At 62.8% G+C, this 26,384-nt stretch carries 27 protein-coding genes and 2 tRNA genes; 17 read left to right on the forward strand and 12 right to left on the reverse strand.

The features are described from left to right. Positions 1-28 precede the first annotated feature (28 nt). Genes ACMHLQ_RS03620 through ACMHLQ_RS03635 form a run of 4 tightly spaced genes read right to left on the reverse strand, consistent with a single transcriptional unit; the run spans position 29 to position 3,150 of the window. On the reverse strand, positions 29-1,114 hold the full coding sequence (locus ACMHLQ_RS03620) for a C4-dicarboxylate TRAP transporter substrate-binding protein (protein WP_415403404.1): 1,086 nt from the start codon (positions 1,112-1,114) through the stop codon (positions 29-31). Positions 1,115-1,147: 33 nt separating this feature from the next. Continuing rightward, positions 1,148-1,603, reverse strand: a complete 456-nt coding sequence (locus ACMHLQ_RS03625; protein WP_415403405.1) for an OsmC family protein — start codon at positions 1,601-1,603, stop codon at positions 1,148-1,150. A 3-nt stretch (positions 1,604-1,606) separates the two neighbouring features. Then, positions 1,607-2,272, reverse strand: coding sequence for a malonic semialdehyde reductase (locus ACMHLQ_RS03630; RefSeq protein WP_415403406.1), 666 nt, complete (start codon positions 2,270-2,272; stop codon positions 1,607-1,609). Then, positions 2,269-3,150, reverse strand: a complete 882-nt coding sequence (locus ACMHLQ_RS03635; protein WP_415403407.1) for a fumarylacetoacetate hydrolase family protein — start codon at positions 3,148-3,150, stop codon at positions 2,269-2,271. Before ACMHLQ_RS03635 ends, ACMHLQ_RS03630 begins: the two co-directional genes overlap by 4 nt. A 97-nt stretch (positions 3,151-3,247) precedes the next feature. Between ACMHLQ_RS03635 and ACMHLQ_RS03640 the strand changes: the two genes are divergently transcribed. From ACMHLQ_RS03640 to ACMHLQ_RS03650, 3 genes are read left to right on the forward strand one after another with little or no spacing between them, the layout of a single operon-like run. Beyond that, the gene (locus ACMHLQ_RS03640; RefSeq protein ID WP_415403408.1) at positions 3,248-3,622 is read left to right on the forward strand and encodes a YciI family protein; all 375 of its coding nucleotides are present in this window, start codon (positions 3,248-3,250) and stop codon (positions 3,620-3,622) included. Between the two features lie 21 nt (positions 3,623-3,643). Beyond that, positions 3,644-4,927: a malonyl-CoA decarboxylase domain-containing protein gene (locus ACMHLQ_RS03645; RefSeq protein ID WP_415403410.1), complete on the forward strand. Its 1,284-nt coding sequence runs from the start codon at positions 3,644-3,646 to the stop codon at positions 4,925-4,927. After that, a complete protein-coding gene (locus ACMHLQ_RS03650; protein WP_415403411.1) occupies positions 4,927-6,423 on the forward strand; it encodes a malonate--CoA ligase in 1,497 nt (498 codons plus the stop codon). The genes ACMHLQ_RS03645 and ACMHLQ_RS03650 overlap by 1 nt, the downstream gene beginning before the upstream one ends. Before the next feature lie 72 nt (positions 6,424-6,495). Here the strand turns inward: ACMHLQ_RS03650 and ACMHLQ_RS03655 are convergent, their stop codons facing one another. Both ACMHLQ_RS03655 and ACMHLQ_RS03660 read right to left on the reverse strand, forming a co-directional pair. Continuing rightward, positions 6,496-7,266, reverse strand: coding sequence for a class I SAM-dependent methyltransferase (locus ACMHLQ_RS03655; RefSeq protein ID WP_415403412.1), 771 nt, complete (start codon positions 7,264-7,266; stop codon positions 6,496-6,498). A 111-nt stretch (positions 7,267-7,377) separates the two neighbouring features. Then, positions 7,378-7,467 (reverse strand) — tRNA-Ser (locus ACMHLQ_RS03660). A gap of 210 nt (positions 7,468-7,677) precedes the next feature. On the opposite strand from ACMHLQ_RS03660, the gene ACMHLQ_RS03665 reads away from it, so the two are divergent. The 7 genes from ACMHLQ_RS03665 (at position 7,678) to ACMHLQ_RS03695 (ending at position 14,171) form a co-directional block, all read left to right on the forward strand. After that, complete coding sequence (locus ACMHLQ_RS03665; RefSeq protein WP_415403413.1) at positions 7,678-8,583, forward strand: SPOR domain-containing protein; 906 nt, start codon at positions 7,678-7,680, stop codon at positions 8,581-8,583. A 20-nt stretch (positions 8,584-8,603) separates the two neighbouring features. Further along, positions 8,604-9,767 carry a D-alanyl-D-alanine carboxypeptidase family protein gene (locus tag ACMHLQ_RS03670; protein WP_415403414.1) on the forward strand — a complete coding sequence of 388 codons (1,164 nt, stop codon included), beginning with the start codon at positions 8,604-8,606 and terminating at the stop codon, positions 9,765-9,767. Beyond that, on the forward strand, positions 9,764-10,411 hold the full coding sequence (gene tmk, locus ACMHLQ_RS03675; RefSeq protein WP_415403415.1) for a dTMP kinase: 648 nt from the start codon (positions 9,764-9,766) through the stop codon (positions 10,409-10,411). The genes ACMHLQ_RS03670 and tmk overlap by 4 nt, the downstream gene beginning before the upstream one ends. A 53-nt stretch (positions 10,412-10,464) precedes the next feature. Beyond that, on the forward strand, positions 10,465-11,580 hold the full coding sequence (locus ACMHLQ_RS03680; protein ID WP_415403416.1) for a DNA polymerase III subunit delta': 1,116 nt from the start codon (positions 10,465-10,467) through the stop codon (positions 11,578-11,580). Then, positions 11,577-12,377 (forward strand): TatD family hydrolase, encoded by an 801-nt coding sequence (locus ACMHLQ_RS03685; protein WP_415403417.1) that lies wholly within the window; start codon positions 11,577-11,579, stop codon positions 12,375-12,377. Before ACMHLQ_RS03680 ends, ACMHLQ_RS03685 begins: the two co-directional genes overlap by 4 nt. Continuing rightward, entirely contained in the window at positions 12,374-13,174 is an 801-nt protein-coding gene (locus ACMHLQ_RS03690) for an MBL fold metallo-hydrolase (RefSeq protein WP_415403418.1), read from the forward strand. The genes ACMHLQ_RS03685 and ACMHLQ_RS03690 overlap by 4 nt, the downstream gene beginning before the upstream one ends. A gap of 67 nt (positions 13,175-13,241) precedes the next feature. Beyond that, a complete protein-coding gene (locus ACMHLQ_RS03695) occupies positions 13,242-14,171 on the forward strand; it encodes an AEC family transporter (protein WP_415403419.1) in 930 nt (309 codons plus the stop codon). Here the strand turns inward: ACMHLQ_RS03695 and ACMHLQ_RS03700 are convergent. Together ACMHLQ_RS03700 and ACMHLQ_RS03705 are read right to left on the reverse strand one after the other, a co-directional pair. Beyond that, positions 14,137-14,955 (reverse strand): YihY/virulence factor BrkB family protein, encoded by an 819-nt coding sequence (locus ACMHLQ_RS03700; RefSeq protein ID WP_415405351.1) that lies wholly within the window; start codon positions 14,953-14,955, stop codon positions 14,137-14,139. The two genes, ACMHLQ_RS03695 and ACMHLQ_RS03700, sit on opposite strands and share 35 nt — an antisense overlap. A 194-nt stretch (positions 14,956-15,149) precedes the next feature. Beyond that, positions 15,150-15,233, reverse strand: a tRNA-Leu gene (locus ACMHLQ_RS03705). Between the two features lie 139 nt (positions 15,234-15,372). Between ACMHLQ_RS03705 and ACMHLQ_RS03710 the strand changes: the two genes are divergently transcribed. Beyond that, positions 15,373-15,876 (forward strand): Hint domain-containing protein, encoded by a 504-nt coding sequence (locus tag ACMHLQ_RS03710; protein ID WP_415403420.1) that lies wholly within the window; start codon positions 15,373-15,375, stop codon positions 15,874-15,876. Here the strand turns inward: ACMHLQ_RS03710 and ACMHLQ_RS03715 are convergent. After that, positions 15,873-17,576, reverse strand: coding sequence for an NAD(P)H-hydrate dehydratase (locus ACMHLQ_RS03715; protein WP_415403421.1), 1,704 nt, complete (start codon positions 17,574-17,576; stop codon positions 15,873-15,875). The genes ACMHLQ_RS03710 and ACMHLQ_RS03715 overlap by 4 nt on opposite strands. Positions 17,577-17,750: 174 nt before the next feature. Here ACMHLQ_RS03715 and ACMHLQ_RS03720 point away from each other — a divergent pair, with 174 nt between their 5' ends. The 5 genes from ACMHLQ_RS03720 to ACMHLQ_RS03740 all read left to right on the forward strand — a co-directional run bounded on the left by ACMHLQ_RS03720 (position 17,751) and on the right by ACMHLQ_RS03740 (position 21,700). Next, positions 17,751-18,089 carry a P-II family nitrogen regulator gene (locus tag ACMHLQ_RS03720; RefSeq protein WP_039683188.1) on the forward strand — a complete coding sequence of 113 codons (339 nt, stop codon included), beginning with the start codon at positions 17,751-17,753 and terminating at the stop codon, positions 18,087-18,089. A gap of 33 nt (positions 18,090-18,122) precedes the next feature. Beyond that, on the forward strand, positions 18,123-19,526 hold the full coding sequence (glnA, locus tag ACMHLQ_RS03725; protein ID WP_415403422.1) for a type I glutamate--ammonia ligase: 1,404 nt from the start codon (positions 18,123-18,125) through the stop codon (positions 19,524-19,526). Between the two features lie 171 nt (positions 19,527-19,697). Then, positions 19,698-19,976, forward strand: a complete 279-nt coding sequence (locus tag ACMHLQ_RS03730; RefSeq protein WP_415403423.1) for a hypothetical protein — start codon at positions 19,698-19,700, stop codon at positions 19,974-19,976. 304 nt (positions 19,977-20,280) lie between these two features. Beyond that, positions 20,281-21,090 carry a lytic murein transglycosylase gene (locus tag ACMHLQ_RS03735; protein ID WP_415403424.1) on the forward strand — a complete coding sequence of 270 codons (810 nt, stop codon included), beginning with the start codon at positions 20,281-20,283 and terminating at the stop codon, positions 21,088-21,090. Between the two features lie 166 nt (positions 21,091-21,256). Further along, complete coding sequence (locus ACMHLQ_RS03740) at positions 21,257-21,700, forward strand: glyoxalase superfamily protein (RefSeq protein ID WP_415403425.1); 444 nt, start codon at positions 21,257-21,259, stop codon at positions 21,698-21,700. A 36-nt stretch (positions 21,701-21,736) separates the two neighbouring features. Here ACMHLQ_RS03740 and ACMHLQ_RS03745 read toward each other — a convergent pair whose 3' ends face one another. Together ACMHLQ_RS03745 and ACMHLQ_RS03750 are read right to left on the reverse strand one after the other, a co-directional pair. Then, positions 21,737-22,480 carry a heme-dependent oxidative N-demethylase family protein gene (locus tag ACMHLQ_RS03745; protein ID WP_415403426.1) on the reverse strand — a complete coding sequence of 248 codons (744 nt, stop codon included), beginning with the start codon at positions 22,478-22,480 and terminating at the stop codon, positions 21,737-21,739. Positions 22,481-22,520: 40 nt separating this feature from the next. Beyond that, positions 22,521-23,642 (reverse strand): S41 family peptidase, encoded by a 1,122-nt coding sequence (locus tag ACMHLQ_RS03750; RefSeq protein ID WP_415403427.1) that lies wholly within the window; start codon positions 23,640-23,642, stop codon positions 22,521-22,523. A 107-nt stretch (positions 23,643-23,749) separates the two neighbouring features. Here ACMHLQ_RS03750 and dddP point away from each other — a divergent pair, with 107 nt between their 5' ends. Then, positions 23,750-25,090, forward strand: coding sequence for a dimethylsulfonioproprionate lyase DddP (gene dddP, locus ACMHLQ_RS03755; RefSeq protein WP_415403428.1), 1,341 nt, complete (start codon positions 23,750-23,752; stop codon positions 25,088-25,090). Here dddP and ACMHLQ_RS03760 read toward each other — a convergent pair. Next, entirely contained in the window at positions 25,077-26,168 is a 1,092-nt protein-coding gene (locus ACMHLQ_RS03760) for a Hint domain-containing protein (RefSeq protein WP_415403429.1), read from the reverse strand. The genes dddP and ACMHLQ_RS03760 overlap by 14 nt on opposite strands. Positions 26,169-26,384: the final 216 nt, after the last annotated feature.

A 26,384-nucleotide genomic window follows, 5' to 3' on the forward strand; every position in this document is an offset into this window, starting at 1 on the left:
TGAAGATGTCCAACACTGGGCTGCGGGCCTAGTTCGTGGCCGCTTCGGCTGCCCAGTCACGCACGGGGGTAAAGCCTGCCTCGGCCAGTTTGCCCATGTAGCTGTTCAGCATGTCCGTGCCGGGCTGGCCCGCATCATCAAGACCCTTGGCCCATTCCAGCGCGATGTTGGGCATGGCATTGGCCCATGCGGCGCGTTCGGCCGGGTCCATCTCGACGATGGTGCCCCCTGCCTCGACAAAGGCGTCGCGGCTGGCCTGGGCGCGGTCCATGGCGATGCCTGCGACGTGATCGCGGTAGGCCACGGCGACCTCTTGCAGCACGCCTTTGACCTCATCAGGCAGTTTGCCCCAATAGTCCTTGTTGACCGTGATCGTCTTGGAATTCACGGCCCCCAGATCGGCGCGCAGCATGTAGGGCGCAACTTCGGCGATCTTGAAGGTCTTGGCGGCTTCGGGCCACAGCATGGCATCGTCCACAAGGCCGGTTTGCAGCATGTTGTAGAAATCGGTCAGACCGCCCCGCACGCCCGCGGCGCCCTCAATCCCCTCGAGGTAACGCAGGTTCATGCCTGCTCCGGCGATCTTCTTGCCTTCAAGATCCGACAGCGAATTGACCGGCTCTTTGCCAAACACCTGATAGGTATCCAGCACCACCCCCGTGGCCAAGTAAACCTGGTTCTGCTTGTCGAACTCTGCCTGCATCGCCGGGTATTCCTTGGCGATCTCGTCCACCGCCTTGGCCACCGCACGGGCATCTGCCGCCACGAAGGGCGTCACCGCCGACAGCGCCTGGCTGGGCAGTTTGGACGAGTGGAAGATCGTGGTGACGATCCCGATGTCGCCCAGACCCAGCTTGACGCCTTCCAGCACGCCCTTGGGCTTGACGATGGTGCCGCCATAGCTTTCCTGCCAGTCCATCTTGTAATTGCCGCTTTCGGCGAGGCGCTTGTCGACTTCTGGAATGAAGAAGTTGGTGAATTCCTGCACCCAGAGCGCGCGCGCCGGATAGCCGTCGATCACGACCGCCTTGATCGTTTCGGTGGCAAAGCCCGGCATGGCAGCCGTTGCGGCCAGCAATGCGCCCAGTGTCAGGCGCCGTGTCCAGTTGTTCATATTGTGTCCTCCCTATTGATGTCGCCGAGGCGGTCAGGCTTTGCGCCAGTTGACCTCGAGCTTGGTGCCAGCCGCCTCAAACAGCTTGGCGATTGCGCAGTACTTGGCCGTTTCCTCCCCGACCTCGTCCAGATTGGCCTGCGAGGCAGGCCCGGTGCAGTTGACCGTGAGTGTGATTTCGGGAAACGGAAGATCGATCTCTTCCTCCATCAGCACCCCGCGCCGGTCGAATTTGCAGTCCGCATCGATCGTGACGTCGCCCAAATCGACCCCAAGGCGGTGCGCATTCTTGTGGCCGATCACGTTGGTGCAGGCGATCAGCGCGGCAAGCGCGGTTTCGGTGGGTGTGATCCCCTCGTTCGTGCCACCCCGTTCAAGCGGTTCATCAATGATTGTCGTCAGATCGCGCACCGGGATTTCGGTGCGGGAATGGCTGGTGGCCCGGGCTGTCGTGCGGTAGGTCACAACCGTTTTCATCTTGATCGCCATGGCTCAGATCACCTCGCATACATCGTCAAAGTCAAAGCGCGGCAGCTTCTGGAACAGTGCCGTTTCATCCGCGTATCCCAGGTTGCACAGAAAGTTCGATTTCCAGCCGTTTTCGGAGAAGAACTCCTCGTCCACGATCTGGTTGGAGAAACCGGACATCGCGCCCACATCCAGGCCCATCGCGCGGGCTGCGATCATGAAATAGGCCCCTTGCAGCGTCGAATTGCGGTAGGCCGTGTCATGGGCGTAGTCCGCATTTCCGGCAAAGAGCGGTTTGCGGTCCTCATGCGGGAACAGAAAGTCGAGCCGCTTCCAGTAGTCAGGATCCCAGGCGATGATCGCCGTCACGGGGGCCGCGCGCATCTTGTCCACGTTCTTGGCTTTCAGTGACTTGGCCAGCCGACCCCTGGCCGCATCCGTGGTCACGAACACAAAGCGTGCGGGGCACGTGTTCATGCTGGTGGGTCCGGCAATCGTGATGTCAAAGAGGATGCGCAGCATGTCCTCGGTCACGGGCTTGTCCGTCCACGCATAATGCGAACGCGCATCGCGCAGGATCAGATCAATGCCGTCCGCGTCGAGATGGTCGATGCGCGCCCGTAGCGAGCGCACAGCCTCTTGTGCCTGGTCCCGCAGCGACGCGAGCGTATCGCCACCTTCTCCGCTCATTCGGCCGCCAGTTTGGTCAGGTCGGCCTCGTCCACGATGGGGCTGGCGCAGATGCCGATCCCTTCGATTTCGATCTCGACCACCTCGCCGGGCTTCAGCCAGCGCGGGTTCGGTTTCTTGGCGTGTCCTACACCGGGGGGCGTGCCCAGCGCGATGTGATCGCCGGGGGCGAGGGTCGTGTATTCCGAGATGATCGCAATTGTGCGCGCTGCCGCCCAGATCATGTTGGAGGTGTTGGAGGATTGCAAAATCTCGTCCCCCACCCGGCTTTCGATCTTGAGCCCGGAGGCCCCCGGCGGCACCTCGTCCGGTGTGACCACGATGGGGCCAATGGCCCCGGTCGAGTCGAAATTCTTGCCCGGCGTCCACTGATGCGTCTTGCGCTGGTAGTCCCGCACCGATCCGTCATTGAACACGGTGTAGCCAAAGACGTGATCCAGCGCGTCCTCTTCCGCGATGTGACGCCCGCCCTTGCCGATGATCATCATCAACTCGGCCTCGTAATCCAGCTTGTCCGAACAGGTGGGCCGCACGAGGGGCTGGCCTGCGGCCATGATCGAATTCTTGCCCCGCATGAAGATCGCCGGATAATCCGGGATCTCGTAGCCGCCTTCCTTGATATGTTCGATGTAGTTGAGGCCAAGGCAGATAATGGTGCCCGGCGCCCCAATCGGCAGGGCCGGAACGATGTCGCCGACAGCGACGGTCGCATCCCCCTGCGCCGCGCTTTCTACGCGCGCCATCAGGCCGGCATCATGCGTCAAGGCGGTCAGATCCTGCCCGATCTCGGGGACCGCCGCCGTCAGATTGACCGCCTTGTCACCCGCAACCGCAAACACGCTCTGCGCGCCACCATGGGTTCCCACAATAAAGCGCATAGAATCCTCCTTGTTGATTGATCCAAATTTTGGCGATAAAAATACACCAAGTCAAATAAAATCGATTTTCCAAGATTCGCCTGAACGGAGCACAACAATGCCAGCCTGGGACGACTACAAATCCGAAGCCAAATCGCGGGGCGCTCTCGCGCTCGAGCTGTATGTCGCGCAGTCCACACCCGTGAAGGGACCGGAAGATTTGCGCGCCGTCCTGCCCGACCACCTTGCCTATATCTCGCAGCTCGAACAAAGCGGTGCGCTGATGTTTGCCGGCCCACTGTCGGATGAAACAGGAACACAGATGCAGGGCATGGGCATGCTTGTCCTGCGCGCTAAATCCTTTGAAGAGGCACAGGCGCTCGCGGCGAACGATCCCATGCACCTCACCGGCACCCGCACCTTCACTTTGCGCAAATGGCTGATCAACGAGGGGGCTTTACCGTGTCTGTCCAGCTATCGGGTCAATCGGTGAGTGTCAGTTAGGAGGATGTGAATGGCACAGCGCAGCTTTCTCGGAGACATGCTGACGACGCTGTTCGAGCGTCGTGCGCCCGGCTCCGCGCCCGGCGATGCGCGCAGCCTGCAAGACATGTGCCTTGCCCTGCTGGACGCGGAGGGCGAAGTGTCCGGCATCACCCTGGCGCAGGCCATTCTCGAACGCTATGCCCAGTTGGATAGCGAGGAAAAGCGCGCCTTTTTTGCCTTTCTCAATGACGATCTGGAAATCAACCTCTCCGCACTGCGCGCGGCGGTAGACAGGTTCGACACCTCCCATGCTGGACAGGACTACCGCGTTCTTGCCCAATGCGCAGAACCGCGGCGCCAGGAATTGCTGCGCCGTCTCAATCAACCGCCCGGTGCGACCCGCGCGCTGGTCGAGATGCGCACGGATTTGCTCGACGCGCTGCGCGACCACCCCGAACTCGGCCGCACCGACCTCGATTTCCGCCACCTTCTGCGCAGCTGGTTCAACCGGGGTTTTCTGGTGCTGCGCCAGATCAGCTGGGAAACGCCCGCCAGCATCCTGGAAAAGATCGTCGCCTACGAGGCCGTGCACGCCATTCAGGACTGGGACGAGTTGCGCCGCCGCCTTTACCCGCAGGACCGCCGCTGCTTTGCCTATTTCCACCCCACCATGCCGGACGAGCCGCTGATCTTTGTCGAGGTGGCGCTGACCATGTCGGTGCCCGCCTCGATCCAGCATGTGTTGGCGGGCGACCGTGTGCAGCGCGCCCCGCACGAGACGAAGGTGGCCGTGTTCTACTCGATCTCCAACTGTCAGAAGGGGCTCAAGGGTATCAGCTTTGGCAATCTGCTGATCAAACAGGTGGTGGACGAATTGCGACAGGATCTGCCGGGCCTCGAGACCTTTGTCACTCTGTCCCCTATTCCCAAATTCAATGCATGGCTGTCCCAGCAGGCAGAGGACGAGGAAGCGCGCAGCATCCTGCAAGGCGTCGCAACGCCTGACGACATCCGGGCGAAAGCATCCGCGTATCTGGCCACCGCCCGCCGTGACGATGGCGCGCCCTTTGACCCTGTCGCCCGCTTCCACCTTGGCAACGGCGCGCAGATCTATGCCGTGCACGCAGATGCTGACCTGAGCGAAAACGGCCAGACTCAATCCAGCGGGGCCATGGTGAACTATCACTATGACATGGGCCTGCTTGAACAAAACCACGAACGATTTGTACAACACGGGCAAGTGTCGATGACGGACACATTTCGCGCAACGCTGTCCAGGCAGATCGCCAAAACCCAAAGGATGTCCGCATAGTGGCCAACCATCTCTACGACCACCTGATCGCCCCCCACGCCCGAAACGATGCCCCTTTCTTGGTGCGCGACGGGGCAGAAGACATCAGCTATGCCGCCTTTGTCCGCCGCAGCGCGCAGATGGCGCATCGTTTGACCGACGCGGGCCTGCGTCCGGGCGACCGGATCGTGGTGCAGGCCCCCAAGACGGTCGAGATGGTCATGCTTTATGCTGCGACCGTGCAGGCGGGCGGGATTTTTCTGCCGCTCAACACGGCCTACAAACGCGATGAGGTGTCCTATTTCGTCGGGGATGCCACGCCCCGTCTGATCGTGTGTGACGGCACGTCCGAGGCGCAGATGGCCGAGATCGCCAATGGCGCAACCGTTCTGACCCTGAACCCGGACGGTTCGGGCACATTGAGCGATGATCTGGCGGCGTTGCCGACCGAGTTTGCCACAGTCGCGCGGGGTCCGGATGACCTGGCCGCGCTGCTCTACACCTCAGGGACCACGGGGCGCTCGAAGGGCGCGATGCTCAGCCATGACAACCTGCTGTCCAACACGCAGGCCCTAACGGACCTGTGGCAGATCACCGACAATGATCGGTTGGCCCATGCGCTGCCGATCTTTCACACCCACGGGCTCTTCGTTGCGCTGAACACCTGCATGCTGGCGGGCGCGTCTGTCGATTTCATGGCCAGCTTTGATCTTGATCAGATGATGGCCGCCCTGCCCCGTGCCACCATGCTGATGGGTGTGCCGACCTTTTACACCCGGCTCTTGTCAGACGCGCGGCTGAACCGGGAACTGGTTGCAAACATGCGTCTGTTCATTTCAGGCAGCGCGCCCCTGCTGGCAGAGACGCACACTGCCTTCACCGCACGCACAGGCCACGCCATCCTCGAACGCTATGGCATGACCGAAACCAACATGAACACGTCCAACCCCTATGCAGGCGAACGCCGCCCGGGCACGGTGGGCCACCCCCTGCCGGGGGTCGAACTGCGCCTGACGGATGCGCAGACGGGCGTGACTGTGCCAGAGGGCGCTGTCGGCATGATCGAGGTGCGCGGGCCCAACGTGTTCAAGGGCTACTGGCAGTTGCCCGACAAGACGGCGGCCGAGTTGCGCGACAACGGGTTCTTCATCACCGGCGATCTCGGGCAGATCGACGCGGATGGTTATGTCTCGATCGTGGGGCGCGAAAAGGATCTGATCATCACGGGCGGCTATAACGTTTATCCCAAAGAGATCGAGGATGTGCTGAACGACATCCCCGGCGTGCTGGAATCCGCTGTCGTGGGCATACCGGATGCGGACTTCGGCGAGGCCATCATCGCGGTCGTGGTGCCCGAAAACGGCCACCGGATCGCGCCGGACGACCTGAGTGGCGTGGTTGCCGATAAACTGGCCCGCTTCAAACACCCGCGCCGCTATGAATTTGCAGAGGCATTGCCACGCAACACGATGGGCAAGGTGCAAAAGAACGCATTGCGGGAAAGCTGTGTGCGCTAGCGCGGTGCATGTCGAGGACTGGGGAACCCTCAAGTCTGCGCGGGTGACGTTTTCCAAAGCAAAACAAACGGCCTATCCGGGCTTCTTCAAGTGCCAGACTTGCTCCACTGGATACTGTTTCGCCCATTCGGCCGGGATTGCGGCACGTGTTCCTGTGGCCCATTCAGGCGCATAGACCTCCTGATACCGCGCAACCACAAAGCCGATTTTGGCAAAGAGCGCCATCCAATCTGAGATGGTTAAATTGAAACAGACCCCGCTTGGTTCGATCTCGACTTTGGTCCAGTCTGCGCCCCACATGTCACGATAGGGACGATGCAGCGTCACATCGCACGGGGACCCGTCCAGGGGCGAACAGATCAACGACAAGGGATGGTTGCCGAGAAAAACCAACTCCCCGCCCGGTCGCAACAAACGCCATGCTTCCCCAAGCCACTTGTCCGGCGCGCACCAGATCGCCGCACCGTATTCGGAAATCGCGAAGTCGAACGCACCGTCGGCCAACCCTGTCTCTTCTGCGTTGACCTGAAGGAATGTGATGTCTGCCTGATGCTCTGCCGCAAGGCGGCGCGCCGTTGCCAGTTGCGCCGAGGAGACATCAATCGCAGTCACGCGCGCGCCGCGTCGCGCCATCCAGCCCGACACATAGGCAGTGCCACAGCCCAGCTCGATGGCGTCCTTGCCTGCGAGGCTGGCCGGCAGCAGCGCCAGCGGCGTGTCAGGATGTCCCCAGTTCCCCCATTCGGGCGCCTCGGCGCGCCAAAGACGCTCGCCAACCGCAACCCAACCCGGTGCATCCGCGTCCCAGATATCTTGATTTATCGAAACGTAGTCGCGCGACATGGCACTTTTCCGGCTGCTCCAACCTATGTTCACAGGTATGCCAACGGTCTGCGTCACAAGGCAAGTTGCAATCTGCGCGCCTTGCCCCGGGTCCGTAACAGGCAAAGACAGTGGCGGAGGCTGTGGGATTCGAACCCACGGGACGCTCTCACGCCCAACGGTTTTCAAGACCGCCGCATTCGACCACTCTGCCAAACCTCCGGTGTGCCTGCTTTAGGCAGGCTTTCGCGATTCGGCAAATGCCCACACCACCGTAGAAATTTGCCGATCTGGCGAGGCGACGCTTTTCAGATCGGCACCGGCACGCTATGGTGTGCGCAGAAGCCCGCCAAGCGGGACACAAAAACGTGCCGATCAAGGCATGCGGCCAAAAACGGCCCCACAGGCAAACAGCAGGCAAGGACTTGGTCCATGAGCAGAACAATTTCCCGTTCCACCCTTCGCAGCAGCGTCACGTTCGTTCTCGCCCTCGGCCTTTTGGCAGGATGCGACGAAAGCGGACAATTCGTGGCCATGCAGGCATTCAAACCCAATACGGATGTCGAGGGCAAGCCCAAGGCGGGCGCCGCCATCAAGACGGTCGAGCGTGATGTCGAGGCACCCGATGTGTTCTCGGCCACCGAGCCCGGCCTCTGGGACGGTCGCCCCTCGCTGGGGGGTGTCTGGGTCGCACATGCAGACGTGACCGAGCCCGAGCGCGTGATCATCCGCAACACGACCAACGACAAATTCGTCGTCGGTGCCCTGTTCCGCCGTGAACGTGATATTCCCGGACCCCGCCTGCAGATCAGCTCGGATGCGGCAGAAGCGCTTGGCATGCTGGCCGGTGCGCCTGCCCAGTTGAACGTGACCGCACTGCGCAAGGAAGAGGTCGCGGTCGCCCCCGAGGTCGCGCCGACCGAGGCCGATACGGTCGCCGCCCCGACAGACATTGTGGCAACGCCGCTGGACCCGATTGAAAGCGCGGCTGCGGCCATTGACGCCCCAACGCCTGACGCCCCAGCGGCCGTGGTCAGCAGTGGCATCCAGCCCGCCGCGACGCCCACGCCGACACCTGCCGCTGCGCGCACAACCACATCGGGCCTGTCCAAACCGTTTATCCAGATCGGCATCTTCTCGGTCCAGGCAAATGCCGAACGCACGGCCAAGCAGATGCGTGGCGCAGGCATCATCCCGACCGTGAAAGAGTTCGACCGCAGCGGCAAAACCTTCTGGCGCGTGGTGGTTGGCCCAGCCGCATCGGCGGGTGAGCGCTCGCAGCTGTTGACCAAAATCAAGGAAGAAGGGTTTACTGACGCCTACGCCGTCACCAACTGACCCTCCAAAGGAGCAAATCCGTGATCCGCACCCTTGCTGCTGCCGCCCTGCTGATCTCAACCTCCCTGCCGGTGTCCGCGTTCGAAACGCGGGCCCAGGCGGCTTATGTGATCGACCACACCACGGGCACTGTCCTGCTGAACAAGAATGCGGACGAGCCTTTGCCGCCCGCCTCCATGTCCAAGCTGATGACGCTGTACATGGCGTTCGAGGCGATCGAACGCGGCCAGCTCAGCATGACGGACGAACTGGTCGTCTCGGCCCATGCCAACAGCTTTGGCGGCTCCACCCTGTTCCTGAAACAGGGTGAACGTGTCTCGGTCGAGGATCTGATCCGCGGCGTGATCGTGCTGTCGGGCAACGATGCCTGCGTGGTCATCGGCGAAGCGCTGAGCCCCGACGGGACCGAACACGGGTTCGCCCGCCTGATGACACGGCGCGCGCAGGAAATGGGCATGACAAACTCGACCTTTGCCAATGCCAGCGGCTGGCCTGCCGCCGGGCACCGCATGTCGATGCGCGATCTGGGGTTGCTGGCGCAGCGGCTGATCACGGACTACCCCGAATACTACCCTATGTTTTCCGAAACAGAGTTTCTGTTTGACGCCACCGAGTCCTCGAACCGGTACAACCGCAATCCGTTGCTGACGCTGGATATTGGCGCGGATGGTCTCAAGACCGGCCACACGCAAGAGGCAGGGTACGGTCTGACCGGCTCGGCCAAACAGGGCAATCGCCGCGTCGTCTTTGTGCTGTCGGGTCTGGATACCGCCGCCGCGCGCGCGCAGGAATCCGAGGCGATTGTGAACTGGGCCTTTCGCCAGTTCGCCGAACGCACCCTCGTGACCGAAGGCGAGCGCATCGCAACTGCCCGCGTCTGGGAAGGCGCCGAACCCGAAGTGGGGCTTGTCCCGCAGGCAGATATCTCGGTGCTGTTGCCCGTCCTGGCAGGCAACAATGTGGCGGCCGAGGTCGTCTATACCGGCCCGATCCAGGCCCCCATTACCGCAGGCACACCGCTGGCCGAACTGGTGATCCAGCCCGACGGCCTGCCGGAGCAGCGCTTCCCCCTCATCGCCGAGGCGGACGTGGCCCATGGCGGCTTTCTTGCCAAGATTTCGACGGCTGCGCTGTCCCTGCTCGAGCAGTTGAACGAAGGGCCCGCGCCCGAAGGTGGGGCGTGAGCGCCACAGGTCATTTCATCAGCTTTGAAGGCATCGACGGCTCGGGCAAATCCACCCAGGCCAGGCTGCTGGCTGACCATTTGCGCAGCCTCGGTCACGATGTGATCCTGACCCGTGAACCCGGCGGCAGCCCCGGCGCCGAAGAAATCCGCGCGCTGGTGTTGCAGGGTGATCCGGATCGCTGGTCTGCCGAAACCGAACTGCTGCTGTTCACGGCGGCCCGGCGCGATCACATGGAACGCTTGATCCTGCCCGCCCTGGCCGAGGGCAAGATCGTGATCTGCGACCGCTTTGCCGACAGCACACGGATGTATCAGGGCCTCAGCCGGGGTGATTTGCGCGCCACGGTCGATGCGCTGCACGACCTCATGATCGAGCGCGAGCCCGACCTGACCATCCTGATCGACATGGACCCGGCCCAGGGCCTTGCCCGCGCCAAGGGCCGGCAGGGCATCGAAGAACGGTTCGAGGATTTTGGCGCAGACTTGCAAACCCGGATGCGCGCCGGTTTCCTGGCACTGGCCGAGGAATTCGCCCCCCGGTTTCGCACCATCGACGGCGCGCGCGACATGGAAACGGTGGCCGCCGACGTGCGCCACACGGTCGAGAGCCATCTGAACACCGCGCACCACCTCGCCACGTAAAGTGCGCAAGACACCCCATTTCCCCCGCCCTGCCCCTCTGCTACATCCCTCGCATGGCCGACGAGACTACAGACCCCACGCGCGTTCCGGGCGCACCGCACCCACGTGAAACGGCGCAACTGATCGGTCAGGACGCGGCAGAGGCTGCGTTTCTGGATGCGTTCACCACGGGGCGCATGCACCACGCCTGGCTGATGACCGGCCCGCGCGGTGTGGGCAAGGCAACGCTGGCCTGGCGCATCGCCCGCTTTCTGCTCGCCACGCCCGATCCTGACCCGGACGACATGTTCGGGGCACCCCTGCCCACCTCGCTGGACGTTGATCCCGATCATCCCGTTGCCCGCCGCATGACGGCCGGGGCCGAACCGGGCCTCAAATCCGTGCACCGCAGCGAGAACGAAAAGACCAAGCGCCTGCGCGACCAGATCGTGATTGACGACATCCGCGCGCTTGCCAGCTTTTTCCAACTGTCCTCGACCGATGGCGGGCGGCGCGTGGTGATCATCGACGCCGCGGACGAGATGAACGTGAACGCGGCCAACGCGCTTCTGAAAATGCTGGAAGAGCCTCCGGCGCGCACCACGCTGTTGCTGGTCTGTCACCAGCCCAGCCGGTTGCTGCCCACCATCCGGTCGCGATGCCGCACGCTGCGGCTCAACACTCTGTCCGCCCCGCAAATGGCCGAAGCGATGGCCAATGCAGGCGTTGATCCCGGCCCGGATGGGCCAGCGCTTGCAGAACTCAGCGCCGGGTCGGTGGGGGAAGCGATGCGCCTGTCATTGCTTGACGGCCTCAAAATCTACAATGAAATCATCGCGCTCATGGGCACCATGCCCAATCTCGACCGGGCGCGCGCGCTTGCGCTGGCCGAGGCTGCGGGCGGGCGCGGAGCCGAGGCGCGCCTTGATCTGCTCTACACCCTGATCGACGTGGCACTGAGCCGCCTTGCCCGCACTGGCGCAGGCCATCCGCCCATAACCGAGGCAGCCCCAAATGAGGCAGCGACCTTTCAACGCCTTTGCGCCCATCAGGTCCAGGCCCGCGCCTGGGCCGATACGGCGCAAACCGCCCTCGCCCGCGCGCGTCACGGGCGGGCCGTCAACCTTGACCCCGCCGCCCTCGTCCTCGATACGCTTTTCAAACTTTCCGCGACGGCCCCAGCCAGATGACACCCGAAATCACCGACAGCCACTGCCACCTCGATTTTCCCGATTTCGAGGGGCAACTTGACCAGATCGTCGCGGACGCTGCCGCGGCGGGTGTCACGCGCATGGTCACCATCTGCACCAAGCTGCGGCTTGAGCCGCAAGTGCGCGCGATTGCCGAGGCGCACGCGCCCGTGTTCTACGCCGCAGGCACCCACCCGATGAGCGTGGCGGAGGAGCCACTGGCCACCACCGACCAACTGATCGCACTGGCGCAGCATCCGAAATTCGTTGGCATCGGGGAAACCGGGCTAGACTACCACTACACCTCAGACAGCGCTGATATTCAAAAGAAATCCCTGCGCATCCATATCGATGCGGCGCGCGAAACCGGCCTGCCCCTCATCATCCACGCGCGCGCTGCGGATGACGACATGGCCCGCATCCTGACCGAAGAACACGCGCGCGGCGCCTATACATGCGTCATGCACTGCTTTTCGTCCTCCCAGGCGCTCGCACATGCTGCGCTGGACCTCGGCTTTTACCTCTCCATGTCGGGCATCACCGCCTTTCCCAAGAGCCAGGAGCTGCGCGACATCTTTGCCACCGCGCCCGTTGACCGCATCCTTGTGGAAACCGACGCCCCCTACCTCGCGCCGCCCCCCTATCGGGGCAAGCGCAATCAACCGGCCTACACCGCGCACACGGCCCGAAAAGCCGCCGAAACATTCGGCCTCGACTACGCCGAATTTGCCGCGCAGACACAAAAGAACTTCGACCGCTTGTTCTCCAAAGCGGCGCAATACAAAGTGCCGGAATGAGCGACACGCTGACTTTCACGATCCTTGGCTGCGGCTCCTCCGGTGGCGTGCCACGCCTCGGCGGGCTCTGGGGGGCATGTGACCCCGAAAACCCCAGGAACCGGCGCCAGCGCTGTTCCCTTCTGGTCGAACGCACCGGCGCAAACGGCACCACAACGGTGCTGGTCGACACCTCGCCCGACCTGCGCAACCAGTTGCTCGACACGGGCACGGGGCGGCTGGACGGGGTGATCTATACCCACGCACATGCCGACCATGTGCACGGCATCGACGATCTGCGCATGATCGTGTTCAACATGCGCGCGCGGCTGCAGGTCTGGGCCGATGGCAACACGCAGGACGATCTGCTCAGCCGCTTTGCCTATGCGTTCGTGCAACCCAAGGGCTCGCCCTATCCCCCCATCCTCGACCTCAACACGATCGACGGCGATACGGTGATCGACGGACCGGGTGGGCCAATCACCTTCCAGCCGTTCGAGGTCGGACATGGCAGCATCGATGCGCTCGGGTTTCGGATCAACTCCGTCGCCTACCTGCCTGATGTTGCAGAGATTCCGGATGCGGCATGGGAGGCACTCAGCGATCTCGACATCTGGATCGTGGATGCGCTGCGGCGCGATCCGCACCCGACCCACAGCCATCTTGCCAACACGCTCGACTGGATCGCACGCGTGAAACCCAAACGCGCGATCCTGACCAACATGCATATCGACCTTGATTACGAGACCGTCCTGAACGAAACCCCGGACCATATCGAACCCGCCTATGACGGCATGCGGCTCACCATTTCGACCTGACCTTCATTTCGCCAGATAAACCGCCGCCGGAGGCTCCCGCACTCTCGGCCCACTGATAGGCCCGCCCATGCAAGCGTTGCTCGACGTCATCCTGCCCGTCTTCCTTGTGATCGGGTTCGGCTATGTCGCGGTGTGGCGTGGCGTCTTTTCCGCAACCGGTGTGGATGCGTTGATGAAGTTCAGCCAGAACTTTGCAATTCCATGCCTGTTGTTTTCCGCCATCGCGCATCTCGATCTGGGTGCCAGCCTGGATGGACGCCTGCTTGCCAGCTTCTATGTCGGCGCGGCCAGCGGGTTCCTGTTGGGCACGCTTGGCGCTTACTACGTGTTCAAACGCGACATCGAAGACAGCATTGCCATCGGGTTCTGCTGCCTGTTCTCAAACTCCGTGCTTCTCGGGCTTGCGATCAACGAACGGGCCTACGGACCGGACGCGCTGGCGGGGGCCTATGCGATCATCGCCTTTCATTCACCGTTTTGCTACGGGCTTGGGATCACCGCGATGGAAATCGCGCGCAATCGGGGCCAATCCCCGCTCAGGATGGCGCGTGGCGTGGCGCGCGCGATGTTCCGCAATGTGCTGGTTCTGGCGATCATGGCCGGTTTTGTCGTCAACCTGACAGGCCTCGTGCTGCCCGATGTGCTGCGCGATGGCCTCGACCTCGTGATCCGGGCTGCCTTGCCCATCGCGCTCTTTGCCCTGGGCGGCGTGCTGATCCAATACAAACCCGAGGGTGACGCGCGCGTGATCGCCATGGTCTGCATCATCTCGCTGCTTGTCCACCCGGCCATCACATGGGCGCTCGGATCAACACTGTCGGTGCCACGCGATGTGTTCAATCCCGGCGTATTGACGGCCGCCATGGCCCCGGGCGTCAACGGCTACATCTTTGCCAACATGTATGGGCGCGCGCGCCGGGTTGCCGCCTCCTCCGTGCTGGTGGCGACGGCAGCCTCGGTCCTTACGGCGTGGATGTGGCTGATGGTTCTGGGATAGCCAGCTTGGCCCGGCGTGCCCGCGCCAGCTCTGCATTCAGCGCGCCCCCCAGCAGCACGAGATAGGCGCTGATGAACAGCCACATCAACATCACGATCACCGCCCCGATCGAGCCATAGACCTCGTTATAGGTCCCGAAATTGCGCAAGTAGATCGAGAACCCGACCGAGGCCGCAACCCACCCCACTGCCGCAAACAGCGCACCTGGAGAGATCAGCTTGGGCCGCTGCCCGGTCAGGTTCGGCCCCAACCGGTAGATGATGGCAAAGCCCGCCAGCAAGACACCGATCCCCACGCTCCAGCGCAGAACCTCGACCCCGAAGCCCGCCCATGGCCCCAAGGGGACAAAGGCAAGGATCACAGGCAAAACCACGATGCAGCCCATTGCCACCAGCAAAACGCCAATGAGACTGCCGGTCAGCATCAGGGCACGTATGTATTGCGCCAGCCCAGTCCGGTTGGGTGCTTCGTAGATTGCGTTCAGCCCGCGCATCAGCGCCGCAACCCCGGCCCGCGCCGACCACAGCGCAAAACCGAAGGACAGCAGCGAGGCCCAGCCCAGGGTCAATCCGTCCGTCGTGGCCAGCTTGATCAACTGCGCCGCCAGCAACCTGTAGACATCCGCCGGGATCACGGCGCGAAATTCTTCGAGTTGCTCAAGCGCAAGGGCCGGATCCCCCACAATCCCCCACAGCGCAATGGTCGCGGCAAGGCCGGGAAACACCGCCAGAATGGCGTAGAATGCGACACCCGCCGCAATCAGGCCCAGGTTCTTTTCGTCCATCAGGCGCAACACATGGCGCCCCGCGCGCCACCACAGCGCGGCATCTTTCGGCGGAAGGGGGTGGAAACAGGCTCGGTCACAGGGCGCACAATCTGGAGTTTTTCGTCATCTGAACGGTAGCGCATGCGCAGCGTCGGGCAAACCCGACATCATCCGCGCGCACCTGTGCCACCGCTTCCGTACAATTCGGAAAATGGTGCGGGTGAAGGGACTCGAACCCCCACGCCAAAGGCGCCAGAACCTAAATCTGGTGCGTCTACCAATTCCGCCACACCCGCAACACGGCAGGCTTTAGCAAAGCACGCGCACGGATGCGAGGGGTTTTCGCCGCCCCGATGACCAGAAACTGCGCGACATTAAAGGATTATTCAGGTATTGTGTCCCTAACCTAGAGGCAGGTTGTGAGAAAGTGACGCCATGAAACCGAATACGGTCGGGCGCGATATCAGCGGGCAGATGCCCCCATTGCGCACAGAGATTGCACATACCGGTCTGGTGGCCGGTTCCATCCTATTGACAGCTGACGGCGAAATCCCGGTCGAGTATCTCTCGCCCGGTGATCGGATCATCACGCGCAATGCGGGCCTTGTGCCCTTGCGCGCCGTCGAAAGCATCCGCGTGACCCAGGAGGCGGTCAAGATCGCCGCCGGATCGCTGGGCGATACCAAGCCCACGCATCACGTGATGCTGCCTGCAGCGCAGATGGTGCTGATCCGCGATTGGCGCGCGCAGGCGCTGCGCGGCGCATCCCAGGCGGTGATGCCTGCGGGATGCCTGATCGACGATGAATTCATCACGTCGCTGGGCATGCGCGAGATGACATTGGTGCGTCTGGGCTTCGATGCGCCTTACGTGATCTACGCGGACGGTCTGGAACTGTCCGTTCCGGCCATGACCAAGGCAACCGCCGTCGCCGCCTAGATCCCGACCTCTCGCAGCACCTGCGGGAGGATGTCTGGCAGATCTTCGGCAATCAGGCCCGGCCCAAAGGCGCGGGCGCATTCCACATGCAGCCATGCGGCCATTTCCGCGGCCTCCATCGGTGCGAAGCCACGCGCCAGCAGCCCCGCGATAAACCCGGCCAGCACGTCCCCCGCCCCTGCGGTGGCGAGCCAGGGCGCCGCCCGCGCATAGAGGGCGGCGTGCACCGACACACGCCCATCGGGATGCGCGATCACTGTGTCCGGCCCCTTGAACAGCACAACGGCCCCGCAGCGCGCCGCCGCTTCGCGCGTCGCATCCACCTTCGAGTAAGCCGGACCTTGGTCCGGCACCGCCGCAAGCCGTTCAGCGATGTCGGGAAACAGGCGCGCGAACTCGCCGCCATGGGGGGTCAGCACGGCGTTGTCGTTCAGCGCATCCAGCCGCTGCGCGTTTCGTGCCATCAGCGTCAGCGCATCCGCATCAAACACAACACGCCGCGTAAGGCGGAGGTGTCCTCCGCCCAGCACCCGGTCCACCAGCGCCTCTGCATGATCATGCAGCCCAAGCCCCGGCCCAAGGCACAGCGCAGTGATCCGGTCATCCTCCAACACCGCCTCCAGGGCGTCGTCATCCGCGACCCGGCGCAGCATCAGCGACGTGATCTGCGCCGCCACTTCCATCTGTGCAGAGGGCGGCACACCCAGTGTCACCAACCCCGCCCCGATCCGCAGCGCCCCGCGTGCCGCCAGACGCGCCGCCCCGGTGCGTCCCGGCCCGCCACTCAGGACCAGCGCGTGCCCATGATCGAACTTGTGGGCGTTGCGGCCCATGGCCTTGTCCAGATCACGGCCCGGCCAAATACGTCGGCGCGCGCCGCGTGGTCTGTCAAAGTCCAACAGACAGGCAACCTCCTGCGATCGCGGCAGTTGCAGATGTGCGGGATGCCGGTCTTCCTCTCCCAGGCCGATATCAACCACCCGCAAGCGCGACAAAGGATTGCCCAGATAGTGCCCGACCTTGCGGCGGTGGAACGTCACGGTCAGGTGCGGATGCAGCAGGCGCGGCGCGCCCTCCTGGCCCCACCACTGCATATGCGCCTCGACATCCGCGTCTTCATTGTCGGTTTCCCCAGGGTGCGGCGGCAACAGAACCTTGCCGCTGTCGCAATCAAGGCCCGAGACGCAATCCAGCGCAACCACGTGATAGGGCACGCGCCAGGGGTGCCTGTCCCCGACATCGCGCGCCTCGACCGCGCGAAAGGCCAGCGCACAGTCCAGCGGGATGGCGCGGGACAGACCGGTCCCGAACATCGCATCGACCATCAGCGCGGGCCGCGTCCCCTGGCCAACCGCGTCCGGGGTCAACGCGGTAACAGCCCCCAATTCGCACCAGCGCAGGTAATTCGTTCTCGCATCCGGCGGCAGTTTTTCAGCATCACCGTATAGAAACACCTCGACCGTCCACCCCGCCTCGGCCAACAGGCGGGCCACCACGAACCCGTCGCCGCCGTTGTTGCCGGGGCCGCACAGAACAACGGCAGACTGCGTGTCTTCGGCCAGGTCCGGCCACTCTTCGAACACCGCGGCAACTGCGCCCGCGCCCGCACGTTCCATCAACGCAAGGCCCGTGACCGCGCCCGACTCAATCGCGGCGGTTTCGATGGCGCGCATCTGGGCGGCTGTCAGCAGTTCAGTCATGTCCCAAACCTCCGCGATTCACTTTCGTCTATATTTTGGGCACATCGCATAATTCATGGGCGCGCCCTTCACATTCCCTGCCTCGCATGCGCATTCTCTATCCGATGGCATGGACGCCCGAAACACATAGATGGTCCATCGCCAAGGCAAGACATGGCAGAGGGAGGCCAGCACGTGAAAAAGATCGAAGCGATCATCAAGCCCTTCAAGCTTGATGAAGTCAAAGAGGCCCTGCAAGAGGTCGGTGTGCAAGGGCTCTCCGTCATCGAAGTCAAAGGTTTTGGCCGCCAGAAAGGGCACACAGAGCTCTATCGCGGCGCGGAATACGTGGTCGACTTTCTGCCCAAGGTGAAAGTCGAGGTTGTGCTGGACGACGATCAGGTCGACGCCGCCATTGCCGCCATCGTGGACGCCGCCAAAACCGAGAAAATCGGCGACGGCAAAATCTTTGTCACGCCCATCGAACAAACCATTCGCATCCGTACCGGCGAGACCGGCTCGGACGCACTCTAACAGACCAGAAAAGACAGGAAGGACTTCCCAGAAATGGCAAACCCCGTTCTCGACATGATCAAGGCCGAAGACGCCGAATACGTCGACATTCGCTTCACCGACCCGCGTGGTAAACTGCAACACGTGACCGTCATGGCCGACCAGGTCGACGAGGACTTCCTTGAAGAAGGCTTTATGTTCGACGGCTCCTCCATCGCGGGCTGGAAGTCCATCGAAGCCTCCGACATGAAGCTGATGCCCGACCAGGACAGTGCCTATGTCGATCCCTTCTACGCGGAAAAGACGATCTGCGTGCACTGCTCGATCGTTGAACCCGACACGGGCGAAGCCTATGACCGCGACCCGCGCTCGACCGCCGAAAAGGCCGAAGCCTACCTGAAGTCTTCGGGCATTGGCGATGTGTCCTACTGGGGTCCAGAGGCCGAATTCTTCCTGTTTGACGATGTGCGCTTCTCGAACTCGATCAACAAGGTGTCTTATGAGGTCGACGCGACCGACGCGTCCTGGAACACCGACACCGAATACGAGATGGGCAACATGGGCCACCGCCCCGGCGTCAAGGGCGGCTACTTCCCCGTGAACCCCACGGACGAAGCGCAAGACCTGCGCTCCGAAATGCTCTCGACCATGAAACGCCTCGGCATGAAGGTCGACAAGCACCACCACGAAGTGGCGTCCTGCCAGCACGAGCTGGGCCTCATCTTTGGCTCGCTGACCAAGCAGGCGGATGAGCTGCAGAAATACAAATACGTGATCCACAACGTCGCCGCCGCCTATGGCAAGTCGGCCACGTTCATGCCCAAGCCCATCGCGGGCGACAACGGCACCGGCATGCACTGCAACATGTCGATCTGGAAAGACGGCAAGCCGCTGTTCGCAGGCGACAAATATGCGGATCTGTCGGATGAGGCCCTGTGGTTCATCGGCGGTATCCTCAAGCACGCCAAGGCGCTCAACGCCTTCACCAACCCCTCGACCAACAGCTACAAGCGCCTGATCCCCGGCTTTGAAGCCCCCGTTCTGCGCGCCTATTCGGCCCGCAACCGCTCGGGCTGTGTCCGGATCCCATGGACCGAGTCGCCCAAGGCCAAGCGCGTCGAGGCCCGCTTCCCCGATCCCTCCGCAAACCCCTACCTGTGCTTTGCGGCGCTGCTGATGGCCGGCCTTGACGGCATCAACAACAAGATCAACCCGGGCGAGGCGATGGACAAGAACCTCTATGACCTGCCCGCAGAAGAGCTGGCGGACATCCCGACCGTCTGCGGTTCCTTGCGCGAAGCGATGGAAGAGCTGCAAGCCGACATGGACTTCCTGCTGGCCGGTGACGTGTTCACCAAGGACCAGATCGAAGGCTATATCGAGCTGAAGATGGAAGAGATCGAAACATACGAACACACACCCCACCCGGTTGAGTTCGGCATGTACTACAGCTGCTGATCCTCCCTGGCAGTTGAACTTGAAGGGCGCCTCTCCCTCGGGGCGCCCTTTTTTGATGTGCAAGGCTTGCCTCGAACCGTCGAGGATGTGTGATCTCACCGACGCATCACGCACATCGAGGAAAGTCAAAACGACTGCGACAACCCCCTGACATTGCCTTGACCAAGCGAAATGGATCTGGTGCGGTACATTCAACGCTGCGGTCTGCAATCACGCCTTGCAGCATCCACCCCGGCCCGCCTGACACGCACCCCGGCACGGTGCCTGAATGCCGAGGTCCATGCGTTGGCCAACGCGCTCGAATCGATTGGGCAGCAGCGTGTCGCCACCCGAAAATTCAAGATGCCGGACGGCCATCTCGGCCCGCCAGACGGCACATGGGCGCAAAAAATCATCGCGCGCCACCGGCGCATGCCCCGTGCCCCGTCGCCCAGCCGCCGATCTGCCTAAAAGAACGGCAGAAACCCGCTCAAATTCCGCAGTGCAGCAATGGTCATGTTTTCCTTACTTGCGCCCGGCCCCGCCACGTTGGACCATGGCCGTGTTTAGACGATCATTTTTCTGACGGTGGTACATCATGACAACGACACAGTTTTGCTTTCGCGTCTGCATCGCAGCATCGGTCATCATGGGCTTGCACCTTATTTTGAACCATTTGCCTGCTTAATGCCTTGTGCGTGCTTTGAAATTTAAAACTTTGGCCCAGCGCTGATGCGCGATAACCTGACCGCATCAAATGGTGGGAGGGTAACAAATGACCAAACATAAAATCTTCGGGCGCAGCACCGCTGCAGCATTGGCCTTAACCTTTGCTGCTGGTGCTGCAACCGCACAATGCGGCAACAGTGCCGCCGGATTTGACGGGTGGAAGTCCGGCTTTGCTGCAGTTGCAAAGCAGTCGGGCGTCAAAGCGCCGGGTTTGCAGGCACTCGCAAATGCCCAATATGCGACGCGAACAATCGCCGCGGACCGCAACCAGAAATCCTTTCGATATTCCCTGTCGAAATTCATGCAGGTGCGCGGTGCCGACACGATTGTGGCCCAGGGCCGCAAGCGCAAGGCGCGCAGCCCGGACTTCTACGCAGCACTCGAACGTCAGTACGGCGTGCCCGCCGGGGTGATCATCGCCATCCACGGGATGGAGACCGCGTTCGGGGGCTTCATGGGTGACAGTTCTGTTGTTTCTGCGATTGTCACCCTGACCTATGACTGCCGGCGCTCCGACTTTTTCCGCCCCCACGCGATCGGCGCGCTGAAGCTGGTGGATCAGGGTGCGATCACAGGCGCCACCAAGGGGGCCAAGCATGGCGAGTTGGGCCACACCCAGTTCCTGCCCGGCAACGCGCTGAAATACGGTGTGGATGCCAATGGCGATGGTCGTGTGGATTTCTACAACCAGACCGACGCGCTGGCCTCGACTGCCAACTTCCTGCGCCAAAAGGGCTGGAAGGCGGGCAAAGGGTATCAGGAAGGCCAGCCCAACTTTGCCGTCATCAAGCAATGGAACGCGGCCACGGTCTATCAGCAGGCCATCGCGATCATGGGCGCCCGCATCGACGGTTAAGCCCCTTGCCAAAGCCCCATGCGCGCAGTAACGAGCGCGCATAGGGTTCAGGCCCCTGCCCTCCGCATCTGGTGAAGCCTGACATGTCCGACCCATTTCCCATGGTCGCACATCTGGCAACGCGGAGACCCAGACCAAACAACGCGACCCGGAACAGGAGACGGATATGGATATCCCCCTTCCCTCGCGCAGCGCGCTCAAGGCGCAGGCCAAACGCCTGCGCGCCAAGCTGAATGATGCTGGCACCCCCTGCAACTATGCCAAGGCCCTCGAGGCCGTCGCCCACCAATGGGGCATGCGCGACTGGAACACGCTGCATGCCCGTGCGCAGGACACGCCGCAAAACGCCTATCGCCCCGGCCAGCGGGTGACGGGCCGCTACCTTGGCAACCGCTTTGTCGGGCACATCAAGGCCGCCCAGATCATGCCCCATGGGCATCACCGGCTGACCTTGCGCTTTGACGAGGCGATTGACGTGGTCACCTCACCGCATTTTTCCGCGCTGCGCCGTCAGGTGAATTGCGTGGTGAATGCCAACGGGCAGACCAAGCGTGTGACGTCAGATGGGCAGCCACACCTTGTCATCGACGATGCATGGGCGGGTGGCTGACAAAAGGGCCAGGGCGGGCGATGTGCCTGCCCTGGTTCAGCGCAGCGGCGGCACATCTGCGCGGGCCAGAACATAGGTGTGGATGGCAAAGACGACCGCCCCCGTTTCGGGCAGGCGCAGCAATGTCTGCCGCTCTGTCCGGTAATAGGGCCCGTCCTGCTGCTTGGCCCCCACGCGCCGCGGCTCAGATGCGGACCGGGGCTGAAACAGCTCAGGGTCGTCATACCAAAGCTGGTTGAACCGCCACAGCGGACGCCCCACCTGAATGCCGTCAAACAGGCGCTGCACGCGGCGCGCCATGTCATCGCTGTACTCCGACACGGGGATGTGGATGTCCGTCAGGGGCCGCCCCGCCTTTTCCGCCAGACGCCACGAGGCCGGAAAGCACAGGACCGCCCCGGTCAGCACATGCTGGTCACCGCGCTTTTCCATAAGGACAAAATCGTTCTGCATGAGCCGCCCCAGCGTCTCCATCGGTGCGTCGCGCCTGACAGCCACATGTCGCCCATCCGGGCAGATCACAGCGTGTTCTGACAGCGTGAACCCAAGCGCCAGGGCAGCGTCCAAAACCGCCTCCAGCAACTCTTGCGCCGCAGGCAGCGCGGCAGGGTCCAGATGCAGAACGTCATCCGCGCGGTCCCGCAACAACGCCTCCCGACGCGCCATCTGGGCCGCATAGGCCTCATCCACATGCAGCCACGCGCTTCGCTCGGGTTGAATGCCGGGCAGATGGCGGGCTGTGCGCATGTCTTCGGGCAGATGTGTTTGCAGAATGGGCATGGGGCTGTTCTGACATGCACGCTGGACCATGGCCAGACCGTCACCCGCCCCGGGCAAAGGCACAGGCGGCGGCCAACTGATCCGCCTCGGGCACCGGTGTCACCTGCATGGCTCCGCCAGCGACGAGGTGCTGTGCAATCTCTGCCGGCGTGGTCGCATCCGTCTGCCCGTTTTCCCAGTCATGCCAGGCCGTGGAATAACGCAAGTCTGCACCGCTTTGGCCGAGGGCTTCGGTTCCGCCCTCTGCCCAGAACGTCAGATCATCCCCCATATCCGCGCCAAACAAACGCGCACGTGGCCCAAGGCGATGTTGTATCAAAACAGCCGTCACAATGGCGGCTGAAAACGTGTAGGCATTGACCAGAACGGCACATCGCCCTGTGCCCGCTTCAAGCGCGTCGATCAGCGGCAGGGCCTTGAGGAAACTGCCTCCCGGATTGCCACGCAGGTCCACGACACTGGCGGACGCTTGCGCTCTCTCCATCTGGGCCACAGCTTCGGCGATGGCATCAGGCGTAACGGATTTGAGATCAGCCAGGCGGATGCGGCACACCCCATCAAGCGGCACGCACATCGCCCCATCAGGCAGCCCGCAATCGTCTTCTAAAGGGTCCAGAAACCCGGGATCGGACACCGGATACAGCGGCAGCGCAGGCACGCAAACCGACGTACTACAGCGCACCGATATGTCGCCCTCAAGCCGGTAGGTGATCCCATCTGCCACCTCCAAACCCGCATGTTTCAGGGCCGCAGGCCAGGCCAGCATGATCCCCGACAACATCTCGCGCCGCGCGGCGTTGCCCGCCAGAACATCGCTCCAGCGCTGCATCAACTGGGCCGGGGAAACGCCGTTCACATCCTGAATGGGACACGCAACACCTTCCATCACCAGCGCAGGTCGACCATCGCGCAGCACAATGCGATGCGGCACCACGGTGATGGCCGCATTCGGGATGACACGGCTGTGCCCGTTCTGCCCAAGGGCGGCCACACGCATCGCAGCCAGCAGAAAATCATCGCGCGCATCCAGCCCGCCAAGCGCGGCCAACGCCGCCTCACGCGCGTCCACCGACACTTTGGCAAAGGCCGGATCGCGCCGCAAAACGACGTCGCGCAGCACCTCGATATCCCGCTCAAACCCCATACCAACACTCTGCCCCATGCGTGCCGACCCGTCCAACGGAATGAAAAAAGAACCGGTTTACGTCGCAAAACGGCAAACACCGCGCCCGAATCCGCGCAACGCTTGCGCTCAGAGGGAGGTGCGACATGAACCAACACTACAGTTCAACCCGCAAGATCGACCCCAACCGGGGCAGTACGCTGGGCGATGGCACGCCAAACGATGCCGACCGGATCGAGATCGGGCCGACCCAACTCGCCTTCAACGAATGGGAGGCGGCGGGGCTGAGCCTGCCCAACCTCGCCGCGATGCGCGAATACCGCTGGACGCGGCTGACACAGAAGGTGGTCGAGCGCGGCTATGGCGGCGTGCTCATGTTCGACCCGCTCAACATCCGCTATGCCACCGACAGCACCAACATGCAGCTGTGGAACACGCACAATCCGTTCCGCGCCGTGCTGGTCTGCGCAGACGGATACATGGTGATCTGGGATTACAAGAACGCGCCCTTCCTCTCCAGCTTCAACCCGCTGGTGCGCGAGGTCCGCTCGGGGGCCTCCATGTTCTACTTTTCCGCCGGGGACAAACCCGATGCCGTGGCCGATCCCTTTGCCGCCGAGGTCCGCGACCTCATCAACGCACACGGGGGCGGCAACACCCGGCTCGCCGTGGACAAGATCATGCTGCACGGAGCCCGCGCGCTCGAGGCGCAAGGCTTTGATCTGAAAGACGGCGAGGATGTCACGGAACATGCCCGCGCCATCAAGGGCCCGGACGAGATCCTGGCCATGCGCTGCGCCAACCACGCCTGCGAAACCTCCGTGCGCGCGATGGAGGAGTTTGCCCGCGCCAATGTGGGGGATGGCAAAACCTGCGAGGATGACGTGTGGGCCGTTCTGCACGCCGAAAACATCAAACGCGGCGGCGAATGGATCGAAACCCGCCTGCTTGCCTCGGGCCCGCGCACCAATCCGTGGTTCCAGGAATGCGGCGCGCGGGTGTGCCAGCAGAACGAGATCATCTCGTTCGACACGGACCTGATCGGCTCTTACGGCATCTGCATCGACATCTCGCGCAGCTGGTGGATTGGCGACCAGAAACCGCGCCCCGACATGATCTATGCGATGCAACACGCGGTCGAGCATATCCAGACAAACATGCAGATGATCAAACCGGGCGTCATGATTCCGGAGCTGACCGCCAACACACATGTGCTCGATGACAAGTTTCAGGCCCAGAAATACGGCTGCCTGATGCACGGCGTCGGCCTGTGCGATGAATGGCCCCTGGTCGCCTACCCGGACAAGGCCGTGCCCGGCGCCTTCGATCACCCGCTTGAGGCGGGCATGGTGCTGTGCGTGGAGGCAGCAGTGGGCGAAGTCGGGGGCGACTTCACCATCAAGCTCGAGGATCAGGTGCTGGTGACCGAAGACGGGTTCGAAAACCTGACCACCTACCCGTTTGATGCAGCCCTTATGGGCGATTGATCCGGGGCGCGCGCCCGTCTTGTGCAGCGCGCTGCGCATGTCCACGCACCCGCAAACGACAGCGATCAAAGGGCGGCGGCGCCTCTGGATCGCTCAGGCTGGGGTGCAGGGCGACAAGCTGCGCGCGCGCAATCGGGTCAAGGCTGCGGCGGGCGACCTTGCCGGGGTAAAAGCTTTCTGACGGCATGCCATTGGCCCAGATGATCTCGTGCCCCGGGCACATGAAGTGATGGTATTCGATCGCCTTGGGCGCCGTGTTCCGGGTGACCAGATTGCCATCAACGCAGTCGCGTGCGGCCATCAGCACTTCGGGCGTGTCAAACAGCAGACGATAGGTCGGATCCCGGCGCAGCAGGCAGTGGCGCGGGGACACGCGGGTGTCCGTATAGGGTTGGTCCGGGCCAAAGGCATGGGCCGCAATCTGGATCGGCGCGTCGTCATCCGAGGGGAACAGCACCGCGCGGCTCGAGCGCCAGACGATGGGCTGCGCGCCGTGATCGAATGTCACCACCCGATCACCCACGCACAAATCCTCGACCGGGATATCGCCCCCCGGCGTGCGGATCAGCGTCCCGCGGGCAAAACAGACCAGTTCGCCGTAGGGCGTACCGCCCCCGTCATTCTTGAATGCAATGCTGTAGGTCGTGCCGGGATCCAGCGGGGCCGTCGACACCACAAGGGTCAGGTCGCCCTGGTTTTCGCCCGGTCCGGCGGCCACGAACAGCAGGTCAATCGGCGCACCACCGCCAACCGGGGTGGCGGTCAACGTGAATTCGACCTCCAGCACCGCGCCCGCCCCCACAGTCACAGCATTGCCCGCGGCATCCGTGGTCTGGATATCATCGCGCAGAATCTGGTTCAGCGGCGTGCCATTGGGGTCGTCCTGAAACCCGTCATCAAATTCCTCGTCATCGTCGAGAACGTTGATGTCGATGGTCGTGGCACCACCCGCCAAGGTACCCTGCGCGTCGGACGGCAAGGAAAAGGGGCCGTTCTGGCCGGGGGTCAATTGCCCGTTGTCGTTCACGAACGAAAAGTCGGCAAAAAGATACCCTGTGATCGAGCCGCCATTGGGCATAACACGTCTCTCCTGTTTCTCGCCGCACCCGTGGCACTGCAATATGTCCGATTCATGTCCTAAAACGTGCAATATTACACGTCCTATGGTTGTTTCAGGGGGAAACCGGATGATCTTCGCTCAGTGAATCGGCACGTGCCTGCCCGCCTTGGCCGCGCAAAAAGGGGACGCAGGCCAGCCATGTCGCCGTCAACACCTCGCCGTGAGCCATATTAC

Source organism: Tateyamaria algicola (assembly GCF_047715485.1).
In the GTDB taxonomy this organism is placed as follows: Bacteria; Pseudomonadota; Alphaproteobacteria; order Rhodobacterales; family Rhodobacteraceae; genus Tateyamaria.